At 42.6% G+C, this 21,157-nt stretch carries 18 protein-coding genes; all 18 read right to left on the reverse strand.

What is annotated here, in order from left to right; all coding sequences use genetic code 11:
- Nucleotides 1-48: 48 nt before the first annotated feature.
- The 18 genes from spoVS to JI667_RS04505 all read right to left on the reverse strand — a co-directional run bounded on the left by spoVS (nt 49) and on the right by JI667_RS04505 (nt 20,972).
- The gene (gene spoVS, locus JI667_RS04420; protein WP_034760060.1) at nt 49-309 is read right to left on the reverse strand and encodes a stage V sporulation protein SpoVS; all 261 of its coding nucleotides are present in this window, start codon (nt 307-309) and stop codon (nt 49-51) included.
- Between the two features lie 135 nt (nt 310-444).
- The gene (locus JI667_RS04425; protein ID WP_206850878.1) at nt 445-1,248 is read right to left on the reverse strand and encodes a TIGR00282 family metallophosphoesterase; all 804 of its coding nucleotides are present in this window, start codon (nt 1,246-1,248) and stop codon (nt 445-447) included.
- Nucleotides 1,249-1,410: 162 nt separating this feature from the next.
- A complete protein-coding gene (rny, locus tag JI667_RS04430) occupies nt 1,411-2,970 on the reverse strand; it encodes a ribonuclease Y (RefSeq protein ID WP_034760066.1) in 1,560 nt (519 codons plus the stop codon).
- A 443-nt stretch (nt 2,971-3,413) separates the two neighbouring features.
- Entirely contained in the window at nt 3,414-4,451 is a 1,038-nt protein-coding gene (gene recA, locus JI667_RS04435) for a recombinase RecA (RefSeq protein WP_201713850.1), read from the reverse strand.
- A gap of 230 nt (nt 4,452-4,681) precedes the next feature.
- Nucleotides 4,682-5,917: a competence/damage-inducible protein A gene (locus JI667_RS04440; protein ID WP_206850879.1), complete on the reverse strand. Its 1,236-nt coding sequence runs from the start codon at nt 5,915-5,917 to the stop codon at nt 4,682-4,684.
- Between the two features lie 69 nt (nt 5,918-5,986).
- On the reverse strand, nt 5,987-6,565 hold the full coding sequence (pgsA, locus tag JI667_RS04445; protein WP_206850880.1) for a CDP-diacylglycerol--glycerol-3-phosphate 3-phosphatidyltransferase: 579 nt from the start codon (nt 6,563-6,565) through the stop codon (nt 5,987-5,989).
- Between the two features lie 83 nt (nt 6,566-6,648).
- Nucleotides 6,649-7,551, reverse strand: a complete 903-nt coding sequence (locus tag JI667_RS23035) for a helix-turn-helix domain-containing protein (RefSeq protein WP_206850881.1) — start codon at nt 7,549-7,551, stop codon at nt 6,649-6,651.
- A gap of 19 nt (nt 7,552-7,570) precedes the next feature.
- Nucleotides 7,571-8,362: a DUF3388 domain-containing protein gene (locus JI667_RS04455; RefSeq protein ID WP_206850882.1), complete on the reverse strand. Its 792-nt coding sequence runs from the start codon at nt 8,360-8,362 to the stop codon at nt 7,571-7,573.
- 232 nt (nt 8,363-8,594) lie between these two features.
- Nucleotides 8,595-8,852 (reverse strand): DUF3243 domain-containing protein, encoded by a 258-nt coding sequence (locus JI667_RS04460; protein WP_206850883.1) that lies wholly within the window; start codon nt 8,850-8,852, stop codon nt 8,595-8,597.
- Nucleotides 8,853-8,941: 89 nt separating this feature from the next.
- The gene (gene ymfI, locus JI667_RS04465; protein WP_206850884.1) at nt 8,942-9,658 is read right to left on the reverse strand and encodes an elongation factor P 5-aminopentanone reductase; all 717 of its coding nucleotides are present in this window, start codon (nt 9,656-9,658) and stop codon (nt 8,942-8,944) included.
- Between the two features lie 71 nt (nt 9,659-9,729).
- A complete protein-coding gene (gene yfmH / locus JI667_RS04470) occupies nt 9,730-11,019 on the reverse strand; it encodes an EF-P 5-aminopentanol modification-associated protein YfmH (RefSeq protein ID WP_206850885.1) in 1,290 nt (429 codons plus the stop codon).
- A gap of 2 nt (nt 11,020-11,021) precedes the next feature.
- Nucleotides 11,022-12,296, reverse strand: coding sequence for an EF-P 5-aminopentanol modification-associated protein YfmF (gene yfmF, locus JI667_RS04475; RefSeq protein ID WP_206850886.1), 1,275 nt, complete (start codon nt 12,294-12,296; stop codon nt 11,022-11,024).
- 273 nt (nt 12,297-12,569) lie between these two features.
- On the reverse strand, nt 12,570-13,529 hold the full coding sequence (locus JI667_RS04480; RefSeq protein WP_206850887.1) for an ABC transporter permease: 960 nt from the start codon (nt 13,527-13,529) through the stop codon (nt 12,570-12,572).
- Nucleotides 13,530-14,579, reverse strand: coding sequence for an ABC transporter permease (locus JI667_RS04485; RefSeq protein WP_206850888.1), 1,050 nt, complete (start codon nt 14,577-14,579; stop codon nt 13,530-13,532).
- Nucleotides 14,572-16,107, reverse strand: coding sequence for an ABC transporter ATP-binding protein (locus JI667_RS04490; RefSeq protein WP_206850889.1), 1,536 nt, complete (start codon nt 16,105-16,107; stop codon nt 14,572-14,574). Before JI667_RS04490 ends, JI667_RS04485 begins: the two co-directional genes overlap by 8 nt.
- Before the next feature lie 210 nt (nt 16,108-16,317).
- Nucleotides 16,318-17,412 carry a BMP family lipoprotein gene (locus JI667_RS04495; protein ID WP_206850890.1) on the reverse strand — a complete coding sequence of 365 codons (1,095 nt, stop codon included), beginning with the start codon at nt 17,410-17,412 and terminating at the stop codon, nt 16,318-16,320.
- Between the two features lie 50 nt (nt 17,413-17,462).
- A complete protein-coding gene (locus JI667_RS04500) occupies nt 17,463-18,188 on the reverse strand; it encodes a GntR family transcriptional regulator (protein WP_206850891.1) in 726 nt (241 codons plus the stop codon).
- A 426-nt stretch (nt 18,189-18,614) separates the two neighbouring features.
- On the reverse strand, nt 18,615-20,972 hold the full coding sequence (locus JI667_RS04505; RefSeq protein WP_206850892.1) for a DNA translocase FtsK: 2,358 nt from the start codon (nt 20,970-20,972) through the stop codon (nt 18,615-18,617).
- Nucleotides 20,973-21,157 lie beyond the last annotated feature (185 nt).

The following is a 21,157-nucleotide window of genomic DNA, read 5'->3' on the forward strand; positions in this document are numbered from 1 at the left end:
AAAGGCTGTCCATTAAAGGATCACCTTTAATGGACAGCCTATGGTCAGTTATCTTGGTTCTACGATCAACTTTATCGCCGTACGTTCTTCTCCATCAATCAGAATATCCGTAAATGCCGGGATGCATATTAAATCTAAACCACTGGGTGCCACAAAGCCCCTTGCAATGGCAACGGCTTTAACTGCTTGATTTAAAGCCCCTGCTCCGATTGCCTGGATTTCGGCTCCCCCTCTTTCACGAAGAACACCGGCGAGTGCACCAGCTACAGAATTAGGATTAGATTTTGCTGAAACTTTTAATATTTCCATTCCTTTTCCTCCTTGTCATTTCCCCCATACCGTATGTCCGTGGTAAAGAACAAACTTGGTATAAATGATTCCACTGATACTATATTCGGGAAATGGACAAATCATTCCGGGAACACTGAAAAAGGAAGGAAAACATTAATATTCTGTTATAAATGGATGGTCCTCGTTTATGAGAATACGCTCAATTTTTTTGGCTTTACCTGTTTTTTTATCAATATCGATTAAACATGCACTTAAGATCTTACGACCCGTTTTTGGTACTTCAAAACGGACGGGTAAGCTGGTTTGGAATCTCTTTAAGACGGAATCCTTGCTCATTCCCAATACTTCATCGTATGGTCCGGTCATACCTACATCACACATGAAGGCTGTCCCACTTGGCAATATGCGGTTGTCTGCCGTCTGTACATGCGTATGGGTTCCAACCACTGCCGACACACGGCCATCCAAAAACCATCCAACCGCCTGTTTCTCGCTTGTTGCTTCTGCATGAAAGTCAACAAAGATAATGGATGTTCTTTTCCTCGCTTCATCAACCAGATCATCCAGCGCCCTAAAAGGGTCATCCAAAGGAGGCATAAAGGTTCTTCCTTGAGCGTTGATGACCGCAACCTCTTTCCCGTATACCTCTCTGAACACCAAACCGCTTCCCGGGGTTCCCTCGGGGAAATTGGCCGGTCGGACCATTTGCTTTGAAGAATCAATAAAATTGAAGATATCTTTATTATCCCATGTATGATTTCCAAGGGTCACCATATTGGCCCCGTCTTGTAAAAATTGTTTGTATATTTTTTCTGTAATCCCTCTGCCTGATGCAGCATTCTCACCATTCACGATCGTAAAATCCGGTGAATGCTTCTTCTTTAGCTTTGGCAAATATTCTGTGATCATCTCCCGGCCCATAGAACCGACAACGTCTCCAACAAATAATATTCTCATGAAAATTCCCTTCTCTTTATGTAGTAAGCCATAAGGTTATTGTATCACAAAGAACCAGAGGACTATTCACCCGAAATAGTCTTGTTGATGCATAACATCTCCCGGGCACTAACAATAAAAAAAGCTGACTTGAAAAGGGACGTCCCTCTTCAAGTCAACCTCTTATTTCGCGTATTCGACGGCCCTTGTTTCCCGTATAACCGTAACTTTAATATGGCCTGGATAATCAAGTTCGTCTTCTATCCGTTTACGGATATCCCTTGCCAATCGGTGTGATTCCAGATCGTCAATGGCTTCCGGTCTGACCATGATACGTACTTCACGGCCAGCCTGGATCGCGAAGGATTTCTCAACGCCTTCATAAGACTCTGAGATCTCTTCAAGCTTCTCTAATCGACGGATATAGTTTTCAAGCGTCTCACTTCTTGCTCCCGGCCTTGCAGCGGACAATGCATCAGCTGCCGCAACCAGTACCGCAATGATGGACGTTGGTTCCGTATCTCCGTGGTGAGAAGCGATACTGTTGATGACAACAGGGTGTTCTTTATATTTCGTTGCAAGTTCCACACCAATTTCTACGTGGCTTCCTTCCACTTCATGGTCGATCGCTTTACCGATGTCATGAAGTAATCCGGCACGCTTGGCAAGTCTTTCATCCTCACCCAGCTCTGCTGCCAGTAATCCTGAAAGATAGGCCACTTCCATTGAATGCTTTAGAACGTTCTGGCCATAACTTGTACGGTATTTCAAACGTCCCAGGATCTTGATTAAATCCGGGTGAAGACCATGAACACCAACTTCAAAGGTTGTTTGTTCACCGATTTCACGGATATATTCATCCACTTCACGTCGGGATTTGTCCACCATTTCTTCAATTCGTGCAGGGTGGATACGTCCATCCTGTACTAATTTCTCTAATGCAATTCGAGCCGTTTCTCTACGAATCGGATCAAAACCAGAAAGAATAACCGCTTCAGGAGTATCATCAATAATAAGATCAATTCCTGTAAGTGTCTCCAGCGTACGAATGTTACGTCCTTCTCGTCCAATAATTCGACCTTTCATCTCATCATTCGGTAAGTTCACAACACTAACCGTTGTTTCTGCCACATGTTCAGCGGCACAACGTTGAATAGCCAGTGAAAGGACTTCTTTCGCCTTCTTATCTGCATCTTCCTTGGCGCGTGTTTCATGCTCTCTGACCATAATGGCGATATCATGGGAGAGTTCATTTTCGACGCGATCAAGAATGATTCCTTTGGCTTCATCACGAGTCAGGCTCGAGATACGCTCTAGCTCAGTTTGCTGTGATCGTACCATCTCGTCCACTTTGCTTTCCATCTCTTCAATATGTTGTTGTCTCTCGTTAAGAGTCCCCTCTTTTCTCTCGAGTAAGCCTTCACGCTTATCAAGCGTTTCATCTTTTCGATCGAGGTTTTCCTCTTTTTGCATCAAACGATTTTCTTGTTTTTGCAATTCATTTCTTCGTTCACGAAGGTCATTTTCCATTTCAGTGCGAAGTTTATGATTTTCATCCTTTGCTTCCAAAAGTGCTTCTTTCTTCAGAGCATCTGCCTCGCGCTTCGCATCTTCTAAAATCTGCTCCGCTGAACCTTTAGCACCAGCAATCTTTGCTTCAGCAATGGACTTACGAATTAGGTATCCAACAACTACACCGACGATTAGGCCAAGCAAAATGAAGATGATTGTAATAGGTTGCATTATTTCACCTCCTCTTGCTATGAACTGTCATGTTTTTTACATGTCGGCTTGTACATTGCTCAATTGAACAAAATATACAGCGCTAGGCTTTCAAATATTCATTCGAAAAATTTGTAAAATATACATGTTAATTTTAAATCTCTGAAAATTTATTGTCAAGGGGTTGAGCCCTCTATCACTAGATTTCTCAAGGGTTTTTTTGCAATCGACAAAAATTGACACTGTCACAGTGGGCTTAGTAATAGTTTTTCAGCAGAACCATCTTTTTCAATTTTTTTGTCCAGTTGCCATGACAATTGGTCAATCGCGGTATGCAACCTCTGATTTCAACTGATCACACAGTGTTATTGAGAAATAGGATTGTTACTATTTTCCACCAATACAACCATTCCCATACATAATAAAGAGAAGCAAACCAGATCACGGCTGCTTCTCTATCCTCACTAGTCTTCTAAAAGGCTTAATTCACCTTGATCATCCGTTTCGGCACGTCCGGTATCCAACCCGTAATGCTCACGGATTTTCAACATGATTTCATTACGGACCTCAGGGTTTTCCTTCAGGAAGATCTTCGCATTCTCACGACCCTGGCCTAAGCGCTCTTCGTTGTAGGAGTACCAGGCACCGCTTTTCTGAACGATGTCCAATTCAGATCCAAGATCGACGATTTCTCCTTCTTTAGAAATACCTTCCCCGTACATGATATCGACTTCGGCTACACGGAAAGGTGGAGCCACTTTATTTTTCACGACTTTAATCTTTGTTTTGTTCCCTACCATTTCATTTCCCTGCTTAAGAGTTTCGGCACGACGAACTTCCAACCGTACAGAAGAATAGAACTTAAGCGCACGTCCACCTGGAGTCGTCTCGGGATTTCCGAACATGACCCCTACCTTTTCACGAATTTGGTTGATAAAAATTGCAATGGTCTTCGACTTGTTGATGGCACCTGAAAGTTTACGAAGAGCCTGTGACATTAGACGGGCTTGAAGACCTACGTGAGCATCTCCCATCTCCCCTTCGATTTCTGCTTTTGGTACAAGGGCTGCAACAGAGTCAATAACGATTGCATCCACCGCTCCACTGCGTACAAGTGCCTCAGCGATTTCCAATGCCTGCTCACCTGTATCAGGTTGTGAAAGTAATAATTCATCTATGTTTACTCCAAGCTTTTGAGCATACTCGGGATCAAGTGCGTGCTCTGCATCGATGAAAGCTGCCTGACCACCCTGGGCCTGCACTTCAGCAATCGCATGAAGGGCTACTGTTGTTTTACCTGAAGATTCCGGACCATATACCTCGATGATTCGTCCACGAGGATATCCGCCTATTCCAAGAGCAGCGTCCAGTGCAAGTGAACCACTTGGACATGTTACTACGTTTCTATCCGTTTTCTCCCCAAGCTTCATGATTGAGCCTTTACCAAACTGCTTTTCTATTTGTTTTAACGCCATATCTAAGGCTGCTTTACGATCGCTCACAAATCTTCCTCCTTTGAATATAGAACTTGAAATTGACAACTTATAAGCTTGTCTCAAATCCAACCTATCTATACTATAAACGTTTTTTATCTAGAAAACAAGAAAAAAATCGAACATTCATTCGGTTTTTTTCTGATAGAGTGCTGGTCTGGTATGGAAGGATGAATAAGGTGAACTGCTGATTAACGATAGAAAACAGCCTCCTTTATTGGAGGCTGCCGAATGATGTCCTAACTTAATTCCTTGATCAAATAGTGCCAGCCATATTTGACTGTTCTATTACGGTTGCCATTTCTTCCCCCGCCAAGATTTAATTGGAACGCCTTGGTCGTTCCATCCTTTAAGGCTATTCCAATCCAGACTGTCCCTTCAGGCTGCCCTTCGAATGAGCCCGGACCTGCAACACCTGTAAAGCTGATCCCAATATCAGAGGAAAATAGATTTCTGACGTTTTCCGCAAGTTCCCGGGCACATTGTTCACTTACTGCAGAATACTGCTTCAAGGTATCCTCTTTAACTGATAAAATCTTTTTCTTGACCTCATCTGTGTAGCAGACCACACCACCACTCAATACTTCTGAAGCACCTGGAAGGGAAGTCAATTGCCCTTGGAACAGTCCTCCGGTCAAACTTTCTGCACATGATAGTGTAAGGGACTTCTCCTTCAACAAATTTAAACCTGCATGAACGAGGGAGTCTTCGTCGTAACCGTAAAAGTAGTCTCCGACGATGTGAAGGATTTCCTCTTCTACCGAGTCCAATAATGAGATGGCAATCTCCCTGGACTCGTGCTTTGCCGTCAGCCTCAGTGTCACTTCCCCGTCTCCGGCAAGAGGGGCAATGGTTGGGTTGGCTTGTTTATCGATCAACTCTTCTAATTCCGTTTCCAGTTGAGCTTCGCCGATTCCAAAAAAGCGAAGAACCCTAGAATGGATTACTTCTTTCTTGTCCAATAAGGTCAGAATCGCCTGTTTTCCATAATTCCCAAACATCGGCCTCATCTCTGATGGAGGCCCGGGAAGAAGCATATACGCCGTACCTTCTTTTTTCAGCAGCATCCCCGGAGCCATGCCATGTTCGTTCTTCAAAACGTGGGAGCCGGATAAAATCTGAGCCTGCTTCTCGTTATTGGGTGTCATTTCACGATTGGTTTTGTGAAAATAGTTCTTTATAGAATCCAAAGCATCTGTGTCCATGCTGAGAGTCGTACCTAGTGCTTCGGCTATCGTTTCCTTCGTCAAATCATCCTTTGTCGGTCCAAGGCCCCCTGTGAAAATCAGTAAGTCTGCCCGCTTCTGTGCGACTTCAATCGCGTGCTTCAATCGGGAAGGGTTATCCCCTACACTGGTATGATAATACACATTCACTCCCATATCAGCCAACTGTTCAGAAATGAATTGAGCATTCGAGTTGACGATTTGACCCAATAATAATTCGGATCCTACTGCGATGATTTCTGCATTCATCTTTATTCCCCCTAAATTTGGTTAAAAGAAGGGGATGATTCATGTCGAATCAATCCCCTGTATTCTCTCTTATTTCGAATTTACAAATGCTTTTTTGTTATGTTTAAAGTAATCCCACCCTGACCAAATCGTAAAGAACATCGCCACCCATAGAGCAATGGTCGCAAATGGCAGATTGATCAGTTCGAATATAGCATTATGCAGGAGCAGGGCTGAAATGGCGATGATCTGAGCCCATGTTTTAATTTTCCCGAGTTGACCTGCAGCCACGACTTCCCCTTCCCCTGCCAAGACAAGTCGAAGCCCTGTTACGGCAAATTCACGACTGATGATGATAATCACGATCCAGGAAGGGGCAAGTCCCAACTCGACCAACACAATTAAAGCAGCTGAAACAAGGAGTTTGTCAGCCAGGGGATCCAGGAATTTCCCGAGATTCGTCACAAGATCCAACTTCCTTGCATAATAACCGTCTATCCAATCCGTCGTTGCCGCTATGATAAAGATCAGGGCACCGACAAAATGTTTTACGGGCATTTCGGCACCGAGAAACATCATCTCACCCCAGTTTAACGGTACGAGCATAATGACTAAAAATAATGGAATTAAAAATATCCTTGATACTGTAATCTTATTAGGTAAATTCACCTTTCTACCTCCAATACTTAAAAAAACGGGTCTACATTTAGTATGTAAGAAAAAGGAGTTATTTAAAACTCCTCTCCTCGTCATTATTCCGCGGTTTGCGGTTCATAATTGATGATGATATCCTGCCTTACGACATCTGTGGCAGAGATTTTATACTCAAGTTGTTTGCCGTTCACTGTTATATCTGTGTTTGAAGCATCCCCAATGATGAGATATGCCTGCTTTTCGCCAGAGAAGTCAAAATCTTTTTTGTTATCTTTCTTTAATAAACCTTCAAATAACAACTTATCGTCAGCATTATAAACTCCCACCCAGGTGTCGCCTTTTGCTGACATTTGGAGCTTGAACTCTTCAGTATTTTTCAGTTCATACGTCGTTTTATAACCCGAAGAATTCACTGCCTCTATAGATTGTTCAGGTTTCTCTTTATCTTCATCCTTCTCATCTTTCGGATCCTCTGCTGGCTTGTCTTCGCCGGTTTCATTCTTACCGTCGGCTGCTTCAGGTTTTTCACCTTCAGCGCTCTTGTTTTCATCCACATCTACTTGCGTCCGATTTTCAGATGGATTGGCCTCAGGAGCCTTTTCCCCAACTTTCCCTTGCCAAAACACCCAAACTGCTATCAATGCACCCAAAACGAACAGAACAATGAGTAGCTTTGGAAGGAAATCAAGTACCTTCGTGGAGCCTTCTGATACACTTTTACGTGACTGAACCCTCGAAAGGGAGACCGGTATTTCATCTTCATAGGTTGTCGGGATGTCCTCCTTATGCTCTTCAAAAATCATTTCTGGAGGAAGACCTACCGCTTCACAGTATTGTTTAATGAATGCCCGTACATAGAATTTACCGGGCATTGCATCATAATTGCCTTCTTCAATTCCGATTAAATAACGTTTCTGAATCTTCGTTATCCTTTGCAAATCATCAAGGCTGTAATTTTTAGCCTCTCGTGCTTCCTTTAAACGATTTCCTAATTCCGTCACCACTTAACACCTTCCAATATTAAAAGTCAAAACCACCAAAATCGGAATTTTGAAATAGATTATTTTGTTCCACCAATTCGTATGTAATTTCTTCATCAGGATCGTTTCTAAGTTCAATGATATAATCAAAATCTTCAAGTGAATATTCAGAGTTTTGAACGAAAACATCAGGATGTTCGATTACTTTCACTGCAGGCAGCCTCATGATCTCCCTAACCAGCTGCCAATGCTTCTCGCTTGCACGTCGTGTAGATACAATACCGTCTATGATAAAAAGGTTCTCTGAGGAATATTCGTCCTCAATCAGTTTGCTTCTAATTGTCTGCTTTAATAAAGTAGAAGATACAAAAAGCCATTTTTTGTTTGCGCATACACTTGATGCCACGATGGATTCGGTTTTCCCTACACGGGGCATCCCTCTTATCCCAACAAGCTTATGTCCTTCCTGCTTGAACAGCTCAGCAAGAAAATCAACCAATAAACCGAGCTCATCACGAACAAACCGAAACGTTTTCTTATCATCGGCATCGCGCTGGATATAGCGTCCGTGACGAACGGCCAGCCGATCCCTTAACTTAGGTTCCCTGAGCTTTGTTACATTGATCGTATCCATTGTCTGAAGAATGGACTCAAGCCTCATGATCTGCTCGTCATTATTTGCAAGGAGAAGCATACCCCTTCTTCCTTCATCTACGCCATTTATGGTCACTATATTAATAGAGAGCATTCCTAATAAAGAGGAGATATCACCTAAGAGGCCAGGACGATTCTTTTGAATTTCATATTCTAAATACCACTCTTTCTGTTCCATTGGTCCCCTCCTAAATGCTGTGACATTCCGATTTCAAAAATGGTTCACATGTTTTTAAACATCTAGGTATTATAATATATGATTTTAAGGTAATAGAAAAGCAAAACCTATATAAATATGTAGAATTTCTCATTTCACAAGTGCTCTTTCTAATGGGCCATTTTCGGATATAATTATGTACGTTATCGAGGAAGTTCCTAATATAAGAAAAAAGAGAGGGAAATCCCTCTCCTTAGCGAGTACCATTGTTGTTAACAAGTTTCACCATCATGTTTGCGATGGCATGTTGCTCTTCAGGAGAAGCAACGGACCATAAATCCGCTAAAACCTTTTCCTGATCATTTTTAGCTTCTACTTGATTGGCAAGGTAGTCACCAATTTGGTAGGCTAAATCATTTACCGTTTCATTTTCCATGCCGCCGTGCTCTGCCTGGTGAAGACGGTCCCCTAAGAAGTTTTTCCAATCAGACCAGTTATCTAATACAGACATTTGTCATGACCTCCTTTATTGAAATACAACCTTAGTTTGTATCCCGGAGAAAAAATTATGCGTCATAAACAATGGGTCGAAGAATTTTTTTATGTATGCCACCCACCATTGACAGAAAGGGTTTGACCCGTGATATATGTTGACTTGGAGGATAGAAGGAACTGAATCGAATCGGCAACCTCGTTCGGTTGGGCGAAGCGGCCCATTGGAATCTCATCAGACAGGGAGTGTTGATCGTCGTCCGAGAATCCACTCATCATGGCGGTATCTACAACCCCTGGTGCTACTGCGTTGACTCTCACACCGCTAAGAGCGAGTTCTTTACTTAAAGATTTAACAAACGCCAATTGGGCACCTTTAACCGTTGAATATACAACCTCACAAGCCGCGCCTATCTGACCCCAGATCGAACTGACCATGACAATGCCCCCTTTCCTTTCAATGATCTTTGGCAGCAGCTTTTGAACAAGGAGTAAAGGGCTTTTAACATGTAGATTGATCATTTCGTCCATTTCAACTTCAGTATGATCCTGAAATAGTCCCCAGCTTGAATTCCCACTGCAATAAATGATGGCATCTAGCTGAAAAATCGAATCCACAAGCCTTTCCACTTCTTTTGGTGAAGACAGATCGGCACGGATGGGGATCGCCTCCACTCCCCACCCTTCCAATTTAGGTAGTAAATCTTCCACAGCCCTTTCATTGGTATGGTAATGCAAATAGAGATTCCATCCCTCTTCCGCAAGCTTAAGGGCTGTACTTGAGCCTATACCACCGGATGACCCTGTAATTAGTGCAAATTTCATTCTGTTCACTCCAAAAAAAAGATAACATTAAAGAGAGGAACTACCCTTTAAAAAGAATAGCTCCTCTCCTATCATGCTTTAGGTACTACCTGACACACGGTAAAACGTTCTTCACTGATAATCGAATCAGCTACCGCTTGGATATCTTCATATTTCAATGCTTCGAGAGTAGGTACTACTTCAAATAAATCCATTTCATTAAATGCGTAGCGTGTAAACTGATTGGCTATATATTCAGGAGAGTTAATAGCACGAAGGAATGAACCGATCTTCTTCTTCTTCGTTCTCTCAAGTCCTTCTTCAGTGAAGAGAGATTCCTCTTTCGCTTTCAGAAGGAGTGATTGTACTTTCTCAGCCAGTTCATCAGGTCTTTCCGTATCTCCACCTACGGTAAGGAACCCAAAGCCATTTTCCTGTGTGTAGTCATAATGGAAAGTTTCATCGATTAAGCCATCATTATAAAGTTCGGAATAATGTGGTGAGCTCTTTCCAAACACCATATCCAGGAATACATTCATCGATAGCTCCTGTCTTAGCATATCCTTTCCTTGTTGGTGTGGCTCCGGGGCTTTGAGGCCGACCAAACATTTAGGACTCTGCACATTCATCTTAAGGACTTGTTTCTTCTCTGCCACGGTCTCTGGTTCATCCTCAAATTTCCGTTTAATTTCAGGCATCTTTTCATAATCCTTCTTTTCCTGATTGGAGCGTATCTGATTCATGATTTGATCAGGATCTACTGAGCCCACTACAAAGAGAAGCATATTGCTTGGATGGTAGAAGGTATTGTAACACTGATACAGCATATCTTTCGTTATTGGAGTGATGGACTCAATGGTACCTGCGATATCAATCTTCACAGGGTGGTTCTTATACATATTCTGGATGACACCGAAATATAATCGCCAATCCGGATTGTCGTCATACATCGTAATTTCCTGCCCAATGATTCCTTTTTCCTTCTCCACCGTTTTTTCTGTGAAGTAAGGGTCCTGGACGAAATCAATAAGCGTTTCTAAATTTCGTTCTACATTGGTCGTACTTGAGAACAGATAAGCAGTCCGTGTGAAGGAAGTAAAGGCGTTAGCCGATGCCCCCTGCTTACTGAATTGTTGGAAGACATCTCCATCCTCTTTTTCAAACAGTTTGTGTTCCAAGAAGTGAGCGATTCCATCGGGTACCTTGACGAATTCATCTTCACCAAGAGGAACGAAATGATTGTCTATACTTCCATACTTCGTTGTAAAAGTGGCATATGTCTTATTGAACCCCTTTTTGGGAAGGATGTATACGTCCAGCCCGTTAGACATTTTTTCATAGTACAAATTTTCCTGTAATTGATCGAAGGAAATCTTCTTCATCTTTATCCCTCCATTCCTGTTAGAAAGTAGACTGTATCGAGTTCAACTTTATTTGCCGCCTTCACGATTTCTTCTTTCGTCGTTTTTTCGATTTCATCCAGCCAATGTTTTAAATCGATTTTTTCATGTGCTACAGCATTATGATATAAGACCTCAACCAAACCTCTTGAGGTATCAATCGTTTCAAGGAGCTGATTCCGGATGACTGCTTTCGTCTGTTCGATCTCACCATCTGTGAAATCCCCGTCCTTCATCGCTTGAAGTTGCTCATTGATAATGCCGACTGCTTGATCATATTTCTCGAATTCGATTCCTGACATGACCATCAATAAACCTTTATGACTCTCGAGTCGGCTTGCAGCGTAGTAAGCCAGGCTCGCTTTCTCCCTTACGTTTATGAACAATTTGGAATGGGAGAACCCACCGAATATACCATTGAATACTTGAAGGGCGAAATAATCAGCATCTCCATATTTTGTATGTGTGCGGTAGCCCATATTCAGCTTTCCTTGTTTCACATCCTGTTTCTCTTTCACGACGTTTTCATTCTCTTTTCTTTTCACCTCAGAAGAATCCACAGATTGAGGACTGCGTTCTTTCAATTCGAAAAGTTTATCACAGAGATTTTCAACTTCCGAAACGTCCACATCACCGATTACATATAGATCAAACTGATCCTCCGTTATCACTTTGCGATAATACTCGTATAAACTCTTGGCCGTAATGCTCTCCACTTCTTCACCCACACCATTTACATGAAGGGCAAATCTCTCGCCTTTACACATTTCTTCGACCAGTCGTGAATTGGCATAGCGCATTTTGTCGTCATAAACGGCCTGAATCCTCACCTTTTGATTCCGCTTTTCTTTTTCGACTGTCTTCTTGTCGAATCCATCCTCTTCAACATGAGGGTTTTGGAAGACATCAGCCAGGAATTCCATCCCTTTCTGAAGTAATGGTTCGGAGTCCTTCAGAAACTTTTCGTTAGCAATTTCAACAGACATACTGACCACATGATACTCACCTTTTTTTCCTAAATCCACAAAAAAGTTCGCCCCATACAGCTCGTCAAGATAGGAGCGTAGTTCCGTGGTGCTCTGATAGGTTTTGGAGCTGCTTTGCATAACATGGGGCAATAATCCCCGCAGTGTAACGGTTTCCGGATCAAGGGGTGCTTTCATTTTTAAAACGAGGCTGTTGGTTTTATACTTATCCGTTTGAACGATATGTAGCGTGTACCCATGTTTCTTCTTGACTATTTCGTTAATGGCTGTCATCGTACCGTCCTCCTTAGTTCCATGTTTCCATCATTTTGTATTCAAGCATTATAAACACCCTTATTGTGTGGTATTTATGTATTACTATACATGGAGTGAGAGATTGATTTCAAGCATCTTCCACTGTTGGTAAAATACTCTTTTAAGTAAATTATTATATGCTAATGGATTTTCCATTATGTTTCAAGCAAAAACCATATTAAACGCATTTTAAACAAAGAAAAAGGATATCCCTATTTTTCGGGATATCCTTTTTCTTTGATCTCGGTTTTATTAACGGTTTCCTTTGATGTACGGTGTACCTAGTGCTTTAGGTGCATCTGCACGACCGATGAAGCCTGTCAGTGCCAGGATGGTTAACACGTATGGTGCGATCAACAGGAAAACACTTGGGATGTTTTCAAACAACGGGATGCTTGATCCGATGATGCTTAAACTTTGAGCGAATCCGAAGAAGAGGGCCGCTCCCATGGCTCCAAGTGGATGCCATTTACCGAATATCAAGGCTGCAAGGGCCATGAACCCTTGTCCGCTGATGGTTGCATGGCTGAAGTCCGAGGAAATCGCCTGGGCGTAAACTCCCCCGCCGACACCTGCAAAAGCACCGGAAATGATAACTCCGATATAGCGCATTTTCGTTACATTGATTCCCATTGTGTCTGCAGCCATAGGGTGCTCCCCTACAGAACGCAACCTTAGACCGAACGGGGTTTTGAACATAATGAACCAAACGATGAAGGATACAAGAATCGCGACGAATGGTGGCCAGTATGTGTTAGAAAAGAAAATATCTCCGATGACCGGGATTCTGTGAAGTAAAGGAACATCGACCTTCCCAAACCCTTCAGAGATGATATCCGTTTGACCCTTTCCATAGATACGTTTGACTAAGAAGAGAGTCAACCCCACCGCAAGTAGGTTGATGGCTACACCTGATACTACCTGATCAGCCCTGAATGTAATGGAAGCAACGGCATGGAGGATGGCCAATAGCCCCCCCATCACCATGGCCACAAGCAGCGCGACCCAAGGAGTCGCTGCACCGAAAGTATCTGCGAAAGCGAGGTTAAATACAATACTTGAGAATGCACCGATGACCATAAGGCCTTCAAGTCCAATGTTTACTACACCTGAACGCTCTGAGAACGCCCCTCCCAAAGCAGTGAAAATAAGTGGTGTTGCCCAAAGCAATGTTGATGGGATGAGTATTGTCAAAATATCAATAAAACCCACTTATTTCACCCCCTTTTTACTAAATCGTTGAATCAGATAACGAATCATATAACCAGATGCTACAAAGAAAATGATAAGGGCAATGATGATGTCTACCAGTTCATTTGGAATCCCTGCATCGAGAGGCATATTCAGCGCCCCTACTTTAAGTCCCCCAAATAGAAGAGCGGCGAACACAACTCCAATGGCCGCATTACCACCAAGAAGGGCTACAGCGATCCCATCGAATCCGACCCCTGTAAATCCTCCCTTGATCGAAGCATAGCCGAATGTACCAAGACCTTCCATCGCTCCTGCAAGGCCTGCAAAAGCGCCTGAGATGACCATGGAAAGAATGATGTTCCCATTCACGTTCATACCGGCATATTGTGAAGCATGCTGGTTGAATCCGACAGAACGAAGCTCATACCCACGCGATGTCTTCTCAAGCAGGAACCACATAATGAACACACATGCAAGGGCGATGAAAATCCCCCAGTGCAGACGTGAGTAATCTGTCAAACTTTCAAAGAAAGGTGATTTCAATGAAGCTGTATCCGCAATCATTTCTGTGCGATCTTTACGGTCCGTAATCACATCACGGATAATGGCATTTGTAACATGGAGAGCAATATAGTTCATCATGATCGTGACAATGACTTCATGTACGCGGAATTTGGCTTTTAAAAGACCAGGAATAAAGCCCCAAAGTGCACCTGCCAATGCTGCCGCAATGATGGCAAGGGGCAGATGGATCAGCTTTGGTAAGTCATCAAAGGCAACCCCTACCCATACTGCTGCAAGCCATCCCACGATCAATTGACCTTCCACCCCGATGTTAAAGAGACCCGTCCTAAAGGCGAAGGCAACCGCAAGTCCTGCTAAAATGTATGGTGTCACTTGACGGATCGTTTCTCCTACATAATAGATCTCCCCGAAGATCCCATTCCATAATGCAGCGTATCCTGCAATCGGGTCATACCCACTCACCAGCATGATGATCGTACCGACAATGATACCTAAAAGGACTGAGATTACCGGGATTAATATATTTGTTAATCTGTTAGACATGTGATTCCCCTCCCGTTTCCTTCCTCTTCGAACCAGCCATTAAAAGTCCAAGTTCTTGTTCGGTTGTTTCCTTAGGATTAACTATCGCCACAATTTGACCTTCGTAGATAACCGCGATACGGTCGCTAACATTCATGATTTCATCCAGTTCAAATGATAGTAGAAGAACCGCTTTTCCATTGTCTCTTTGTTCGATCAGACGTTTATGGATAAACTCGATCGCCCCTACATCAAGTCCCCTGGTCGGCTGTGCAGCAATCAATAGATCAGGATCCCGGTCTACCTCACGGCCGATGATCGCTTTTTGCTGATTTCCCCCGGACAAAGCACGGGCAAGAGTGAATTCTGAAGGAGTCCTGACATCAAATTCCGATATCAATTTTCTTGCCTGATTGTAAATATTTTTATAACTTAGTACCCCTTTATTGGAATATGGTTTTTGGTAATAGGTCTGAAGAACCATGTTTTCCCCGATAGGAAAATCAAGCACGAGGCCATGTTTATGTCTGTCCTGTGGAATATGACCTACGCCTGATTCATAAATTTTACGGGGTTTCAAATTTGCGATTTCCTTCCCATTCAATTTGACTGAACCACTGTCGACTTTATGAAGACCTGTAATAGCCTCAATCAACTCGCTTTGTCCATTTCCATCCACACCGGCTATGCCGAGGATTTCTCCTGCTTTCACCTCAAGGTTTAAGCCCTTCACAACGGGGACATTTCGATGATCTTTCACGTTTAAGCCGCTGATCTCCAGGACATTTTCACTAGGTGTAGCTTCTTTCTTCTCCGTTTTGAACGTAACTTCCCGCCCTACCATCAAACTGGCAAGATGATTGGGGTCAGTTTCTGAAACCTTCACCGTCCCGATCCCTTTCCCTTTTCTGATAACGGTTACATTATCACACACTTCCATGATTTCTTTCAGTTTATGGGTGATGAGAATGATGGACTTACCTTCTTTAATGAGGGTTTTCATAATTTGGATGAGCTCTTTGATTTCCTGTGGGGTCAACACAGCTGTAGGCTCATCGAATATCAGGATTTCTGCTCCGCGATATAGCGTCTTTAATATTTCCACACGTTGCTGCATACCTACTGAAATTTCAGAAATTTTAGCGTTTGGATCTACTTTCAGACCATATCGTTCAGAAATGTCCAGAATATCTTTCTCAGCTTTTTTAATATCCACTGTCGCCCCGGACTTCGGCTCTCTTCCGAGAATGATATTTTCCGTTACCGTGAATGTATCAACGAGCATGAAATGCTGATGGACCATCCCGATTCCAAGATCATTGGCTATGTTCGGGTTGGTAATATTCACCTTTTTCCCTTTCACACGGATTTCTCCCTGCTCTGGCTGGTACAAGCCGAATAACACGTTCATTAGAGTCGACTTACCTGCTCCATTTTCACCAAGAAGCGCATGAATTTCACCTTTTTTGAGCTGGAGGGTAATGTTGTCATTTGCTACGATGCCTGGAAATTCTTTACGGATATTCAGCATCTCGATTACATAATCCATTGCTAATCACTCCTTGCATAGACTAGGGATATTTATCTAGTAGTTAGAGGTCAGACCTTAACATGCCAGAAAAAAAGGGGTTTCCCCGAATAAAAATCTAAATGAAAGATAGAAATGTTCTATACTTCAATTAAATTTCTATTAAAATATAACTCTGTTTTTTATCAGGATAAGGGGCCAGTGTTAGCTGGCCACCCATCCCATAAGGTATTAATTAGCTGAGAAAGCTTCTGCATCCTTGATCGTTTCAGGAACTGTTACTTCACCGCTAGTAATCTTTTCTTTCCATTCATCTACTTTTTTCATGACTTCATCTTTGTTGGAAAGCTCGGTATTTAATTCTGCAAGTCCAACGCCATCTTCTTTAAGACCATATAGGATTTGTTCTCCACCTGGGAAGTTTCCTTCTTTAGCTTTAGTGGATAGATCCACTACCGCGTTATCAACTCGTTTTAATGCAGATGTAAGGATGATATTATGATCCCCTACTTTACCTTCTGCAGATTGATCAGAGTCAACGCCGATAGCCCAAAGTTCACGTGAAGGATCTTTTTCTTTCAGATCGCGTGCTTCTTTGAATAAACCATTACCCGTTCCACCAGCTGCATGGAAGATTACATCTACATTTTGAGTGTACATTTTTGAAGCGATGGTTTGTCCAAGTTCAGCTTTGTCGAAAGCACCTGCATAGTCCGCAACGATTTCTGCATCAGGATTGACCGCTTTTACACCAGCAATGAAACCAGAGTGGAAGCGTTCGATAACCGGAATCTCCATACCACCGATGAATCCGATTTTGTTCGTTTTAGTCGCAAGTCCTGCTGTGACACCAGCAAGGAAAGAAGCTTCCTGTTCCTTGAACATAATGCTTGCAACGTTTGGTTGATCTACAACAGCATCAACGATTGCGAAATGTGAATCTTTTTGTTGTTGTGCAATTTCAGTGATCGCACCTTCCATAAGGAAGCCGATACCATATACTAAGTCAAAATCTTGACGAGCTAATTTGTTTAAGTTCGTAGCATAGTCAGCATCTGATTGTGACTGTAAGTAGTCAAATCCATCTTTACCTTTTTCCAAGTCATTCTCTTTACCGAAGGCTTTCAGACCTTCCCAAGCTGATTGGTTGAATGATTTGTCATCTACTCCACCAACGTCTGTAACCATTGCTACTGTGAATTGATCTTCTTTGTTCCCTTCACCACTAGATGTACCTTCTTTGTCCTCGCTTGTTCCACAAGCACCTAATAATGTACCTGCCGCCAGAACAAATGACAACGCTAAACCGAATTTACGTTTTTTCACCTAGAGTACCCCCTATTATTGTAATAAATTAGTAGTAAGATGGATTGCTGTTATATGCGCTTTCTTAATACTTGGAAGCTAAATTTGTCTGACCTGAAATAGTTTACGGAATACAGAATCGGCTCATCGTTTTCATCAAAATGCATTTGCTTTAAAACGAGTAATGCCGTCTCCGGTTCGCAATTTAGAATAGGGGAGATTTTATCGTGATATCCCATTGGTTCTATCTGAGCGACTGCATGAGTGATTCTCTTATTCTCTCGTTTTTCCAATACGGTGAAAATCGAATTATCCTCATGGGTGAAATTCCTTGGCATTACTTTCTCAGGAATCTTGTCTACACAATATACAACCGGTTCCCCATTTGCAGTTCGAACCCTTTCAATCAGGATCACGTCGTCCTCTTCATTGCATGTAAACCTTTTCACGTCATCCTCAGTAGCTTCTTGAGTTGTTGAGCTTAAGAAAATGGTCCCTGGCTCCATACCAGCCTGCTTAATCATGTTCGTTACACTATTCAGCTGCTCAATACCTGAAGTAAAGAGCGGCTTGGCGTTTACAAATGTACCGACTCCATGACGCCTTACGATGACACTTTCTTCCTCAAGAATTCTGAGAGCTTCCCTAAGAGTCGCCCTACTTACACCTAATTGTTTGGAAAGATCGAATTCAGATGGAAGCTTCTCTTTCTCTTTGTATACTCCCGCTTCGATATCCTTTTTCAAACGATCAATTACTTGTAAGTATAAATGCCGATTGTCTGTTTTTATTGTCACTGGAACCACCACCACATTTTCTCAAGACATCAGACCTCTGATGTATATCTTTCCTACTAATCGAAAATACTATAACACTTTTCTTTTGATAAATAAATAGCATTGTGTGATTTTGTCGAAAAAAATGATTAGAATGACAATTTAGAATCCTTTTTTGCAATATTTTAGAAAAAATACCCTTTTGAATGGGTTTACATGGTATATTTTACCTACTTTTTTACAAACCTATCGTGTTTCATTATCAATCTTTACATACGTGCAACAAGATCATTACTTTTGTAAACGCTTTTAATAGTATAACATATTCGTGGATAACTGCTTATTTTTTAATATTTCCACCACCTAAATAGGTTTATCATCATAAAAAATACCAAAAAAAGGTGTGTTTCCCCATTCTGAATCATTAGGGTAACACACCTTTTATTTTTATGAACTTTGTTCTTCTGATGGCTTGCCCACAAGGACCGTTCTCGGCTTGCTGCCTTCATAAGGTCCCACCACGCCTCTGACTTCCATTTCGTCGATCAGTCTGGCGGCTCTTGTGTAGCCGATCCTGAATCTTCTTTGAAGCATGGATACAGAAGCAGTCTGCATCTCTGCTATTAGCTGGACGGCATCATTATATAATTCGTCTTCGGCTTCCCCTGTTCTCCCATCTTCAGGCACTTCGTCGGGAATCATTTCTTCCTGATACTGAGCTTTTTGTTGAGAGATGACAAAATCAACGATTTCCTCAACCTCTTCATCTGATAAGAAAGCTCCTTGAACCCTGGTAGGTTTGGAAGCTCCCACCGGCATGAACAGCATATCTCCACGACCCAATAGCTTCTCTGCCCCCCCTGAATCCAATATGGTCCTTGAATCGGTTTGAGAGGATACGGCAAAGGCAATCCGTGACGGGATATTGGCTTTAATGACTCCAGTGATAACATCTACAGACGGACGTTGCGTCGCAATGATTAGGTGGATTCCTGCAGCACGTGCCATCTGAGCAAGCCTTGTAATGGCATCCTCCACGTCGCTCGAGGCCACCATCATTAAATCGGCAAGCTCGTCAACAATGACGACAATGTATGGAAGAAGGGGTTGCTTATCATCGTTCTCTTTATTTTGTCGCTTGACATATTCATTATAGCCTTCGATGTTCCGTGTGCCCGTATGAGAGAATAGCTCATATCTGCGTTCCATTTCACTTACAACCTTTTTTAATGCCTGTGATGCTTTCTTGGCATCTGTTACAACAGGTGCCAGGAGATGGGGCACACCATTATATACATTAAGCTCAACCATTTTGGGGTCAATCATCATAAGCTTTACTTCATGGGGCTTGGCCCTCATAAGGATACTGGTGATAATACCATTGATACAAACACTCTTACCGCTTCCGGTTGCCCCCGCTACCAGCAAGTGAGGCATTTTATTCAGCTCAGCAAGGACCGCTTCACCCGTTATATCCCTCCCTAAGCCTATCTGCAATTTGGCATCGGGTTTATTATGTTCCTTCGCTTCAAGTACCTCGCGCAGGGAGACCATGGCTACCTCTGAATTCGGCACCTCGATACCGATGGCAGACTTGCCTGGTATCGGAGCCTCAATTCGGATGTCTTTTGCTGCAAGGGCCAGGGCAAGGTCGTCACTCAAATTGACGATTCGGCTTACTTTGACTCCTACATCGGGATGCACTTCATATTTTGTTACCGCCGGGCCCAGGTGGACTTGTGTAACCTTGGCCTTTACACCGAAACTTTGAAATGTTCTCTCGAGCTTTGCGGCATTGGCATGAATCAACTGATATTCATTACTTTGATCTGTTTTTCTAGGGCTTTTCAATAAAGCGATTGACGGAAGCTGGTAATCTTTATTTTCCACTTCAGTAAAGGTGATGGGCGGCGCAGTATCCGCTTCTCCTTCTGACGGGGTGTGATTGTTTGACTCAACCTCTTCTTTTTCACCCGTTCCAGTTGCTTGAGATGGTGAATCATCTTTATGATTTTCGCCATATGCACGTTCTGCGAAATTTGAAATGATCGGTTCTCTTTTTTCTTCTTGGTGAGAAAGTACTGGTTCAGCCGGTTCCTTGCTCTTTTTTGGTGCATCTTGCTTCTTCTTCTCTTTTAACTCTTTTTTCTTGGATTGCTCTTCTTTCCATTCACTCATATCTTGCTTAAATGCTGACCATTGTCCGCCCATGAATGCACCGAAACGCTTCCCCGCTCTTCCAAGTACATCACCTATGGACTTACCTGTCACTAGAATGATACCGATCATGATGAAAGTGGCACTCACAATCCTTGCTCCTTGTGAATCAAAGAGAAAATAAGAAACAGCAAACAGAACGCTCCCGATCATACCTCCTCCAAGATCCGAAGTGCTGGTTTCACCTCTGATATCCATCCAATACAGATCCCACGTATTCATGATGACGCTGGGATTATTGAATGACCCGCCGTTGGATAGGAGATCAAATAATTTCACGTGACTTAATAGCAGGAAACTTGCAATGATGATGTAGATCCCAACCAGTCTGCGACTGAATAACATTGGTACTTCTCGCTTAATCATTAGGTAACCCGCTACATATAGCATCCATAGAAGGGCGATCATGTACCATTCACCAAGGAAGAAACGATAAAAATATACCAGTGCTTTCCCGACGGCTCCAAGCTCAATAATGGAGATCAAGCTTAGAGCTGACAGAATCAGTCCGATGATCTCATATTTAATCGTCTGTTTTAATGTGGAGCTCGTTTGAGAACGTTTTTTTCTTTTTTTTCGTTTTGCCAATCCATTCACCTAAATTCTGTTGAAGTCTATCAGAGTTATGTACATAAAGATGAAGAAAGGGCTGACCCTTTGGGGCAATGTGCGTGCCTAAGGTGTCAGACCCTTCCCGTGAACTTTTCGTATTAATAATCGTTTGCAAGTATATTATAGCATAACCACTATTTGGGGAAAATCCTCTTTCTCAC

This window comes from Bacillus sp. NTK074B (assembly GCF_017303375.1).
GTDB lineage: Bacteria > Bacillota > Bacilli > Bacillales > Bacillaceae_B > Rossellomorea.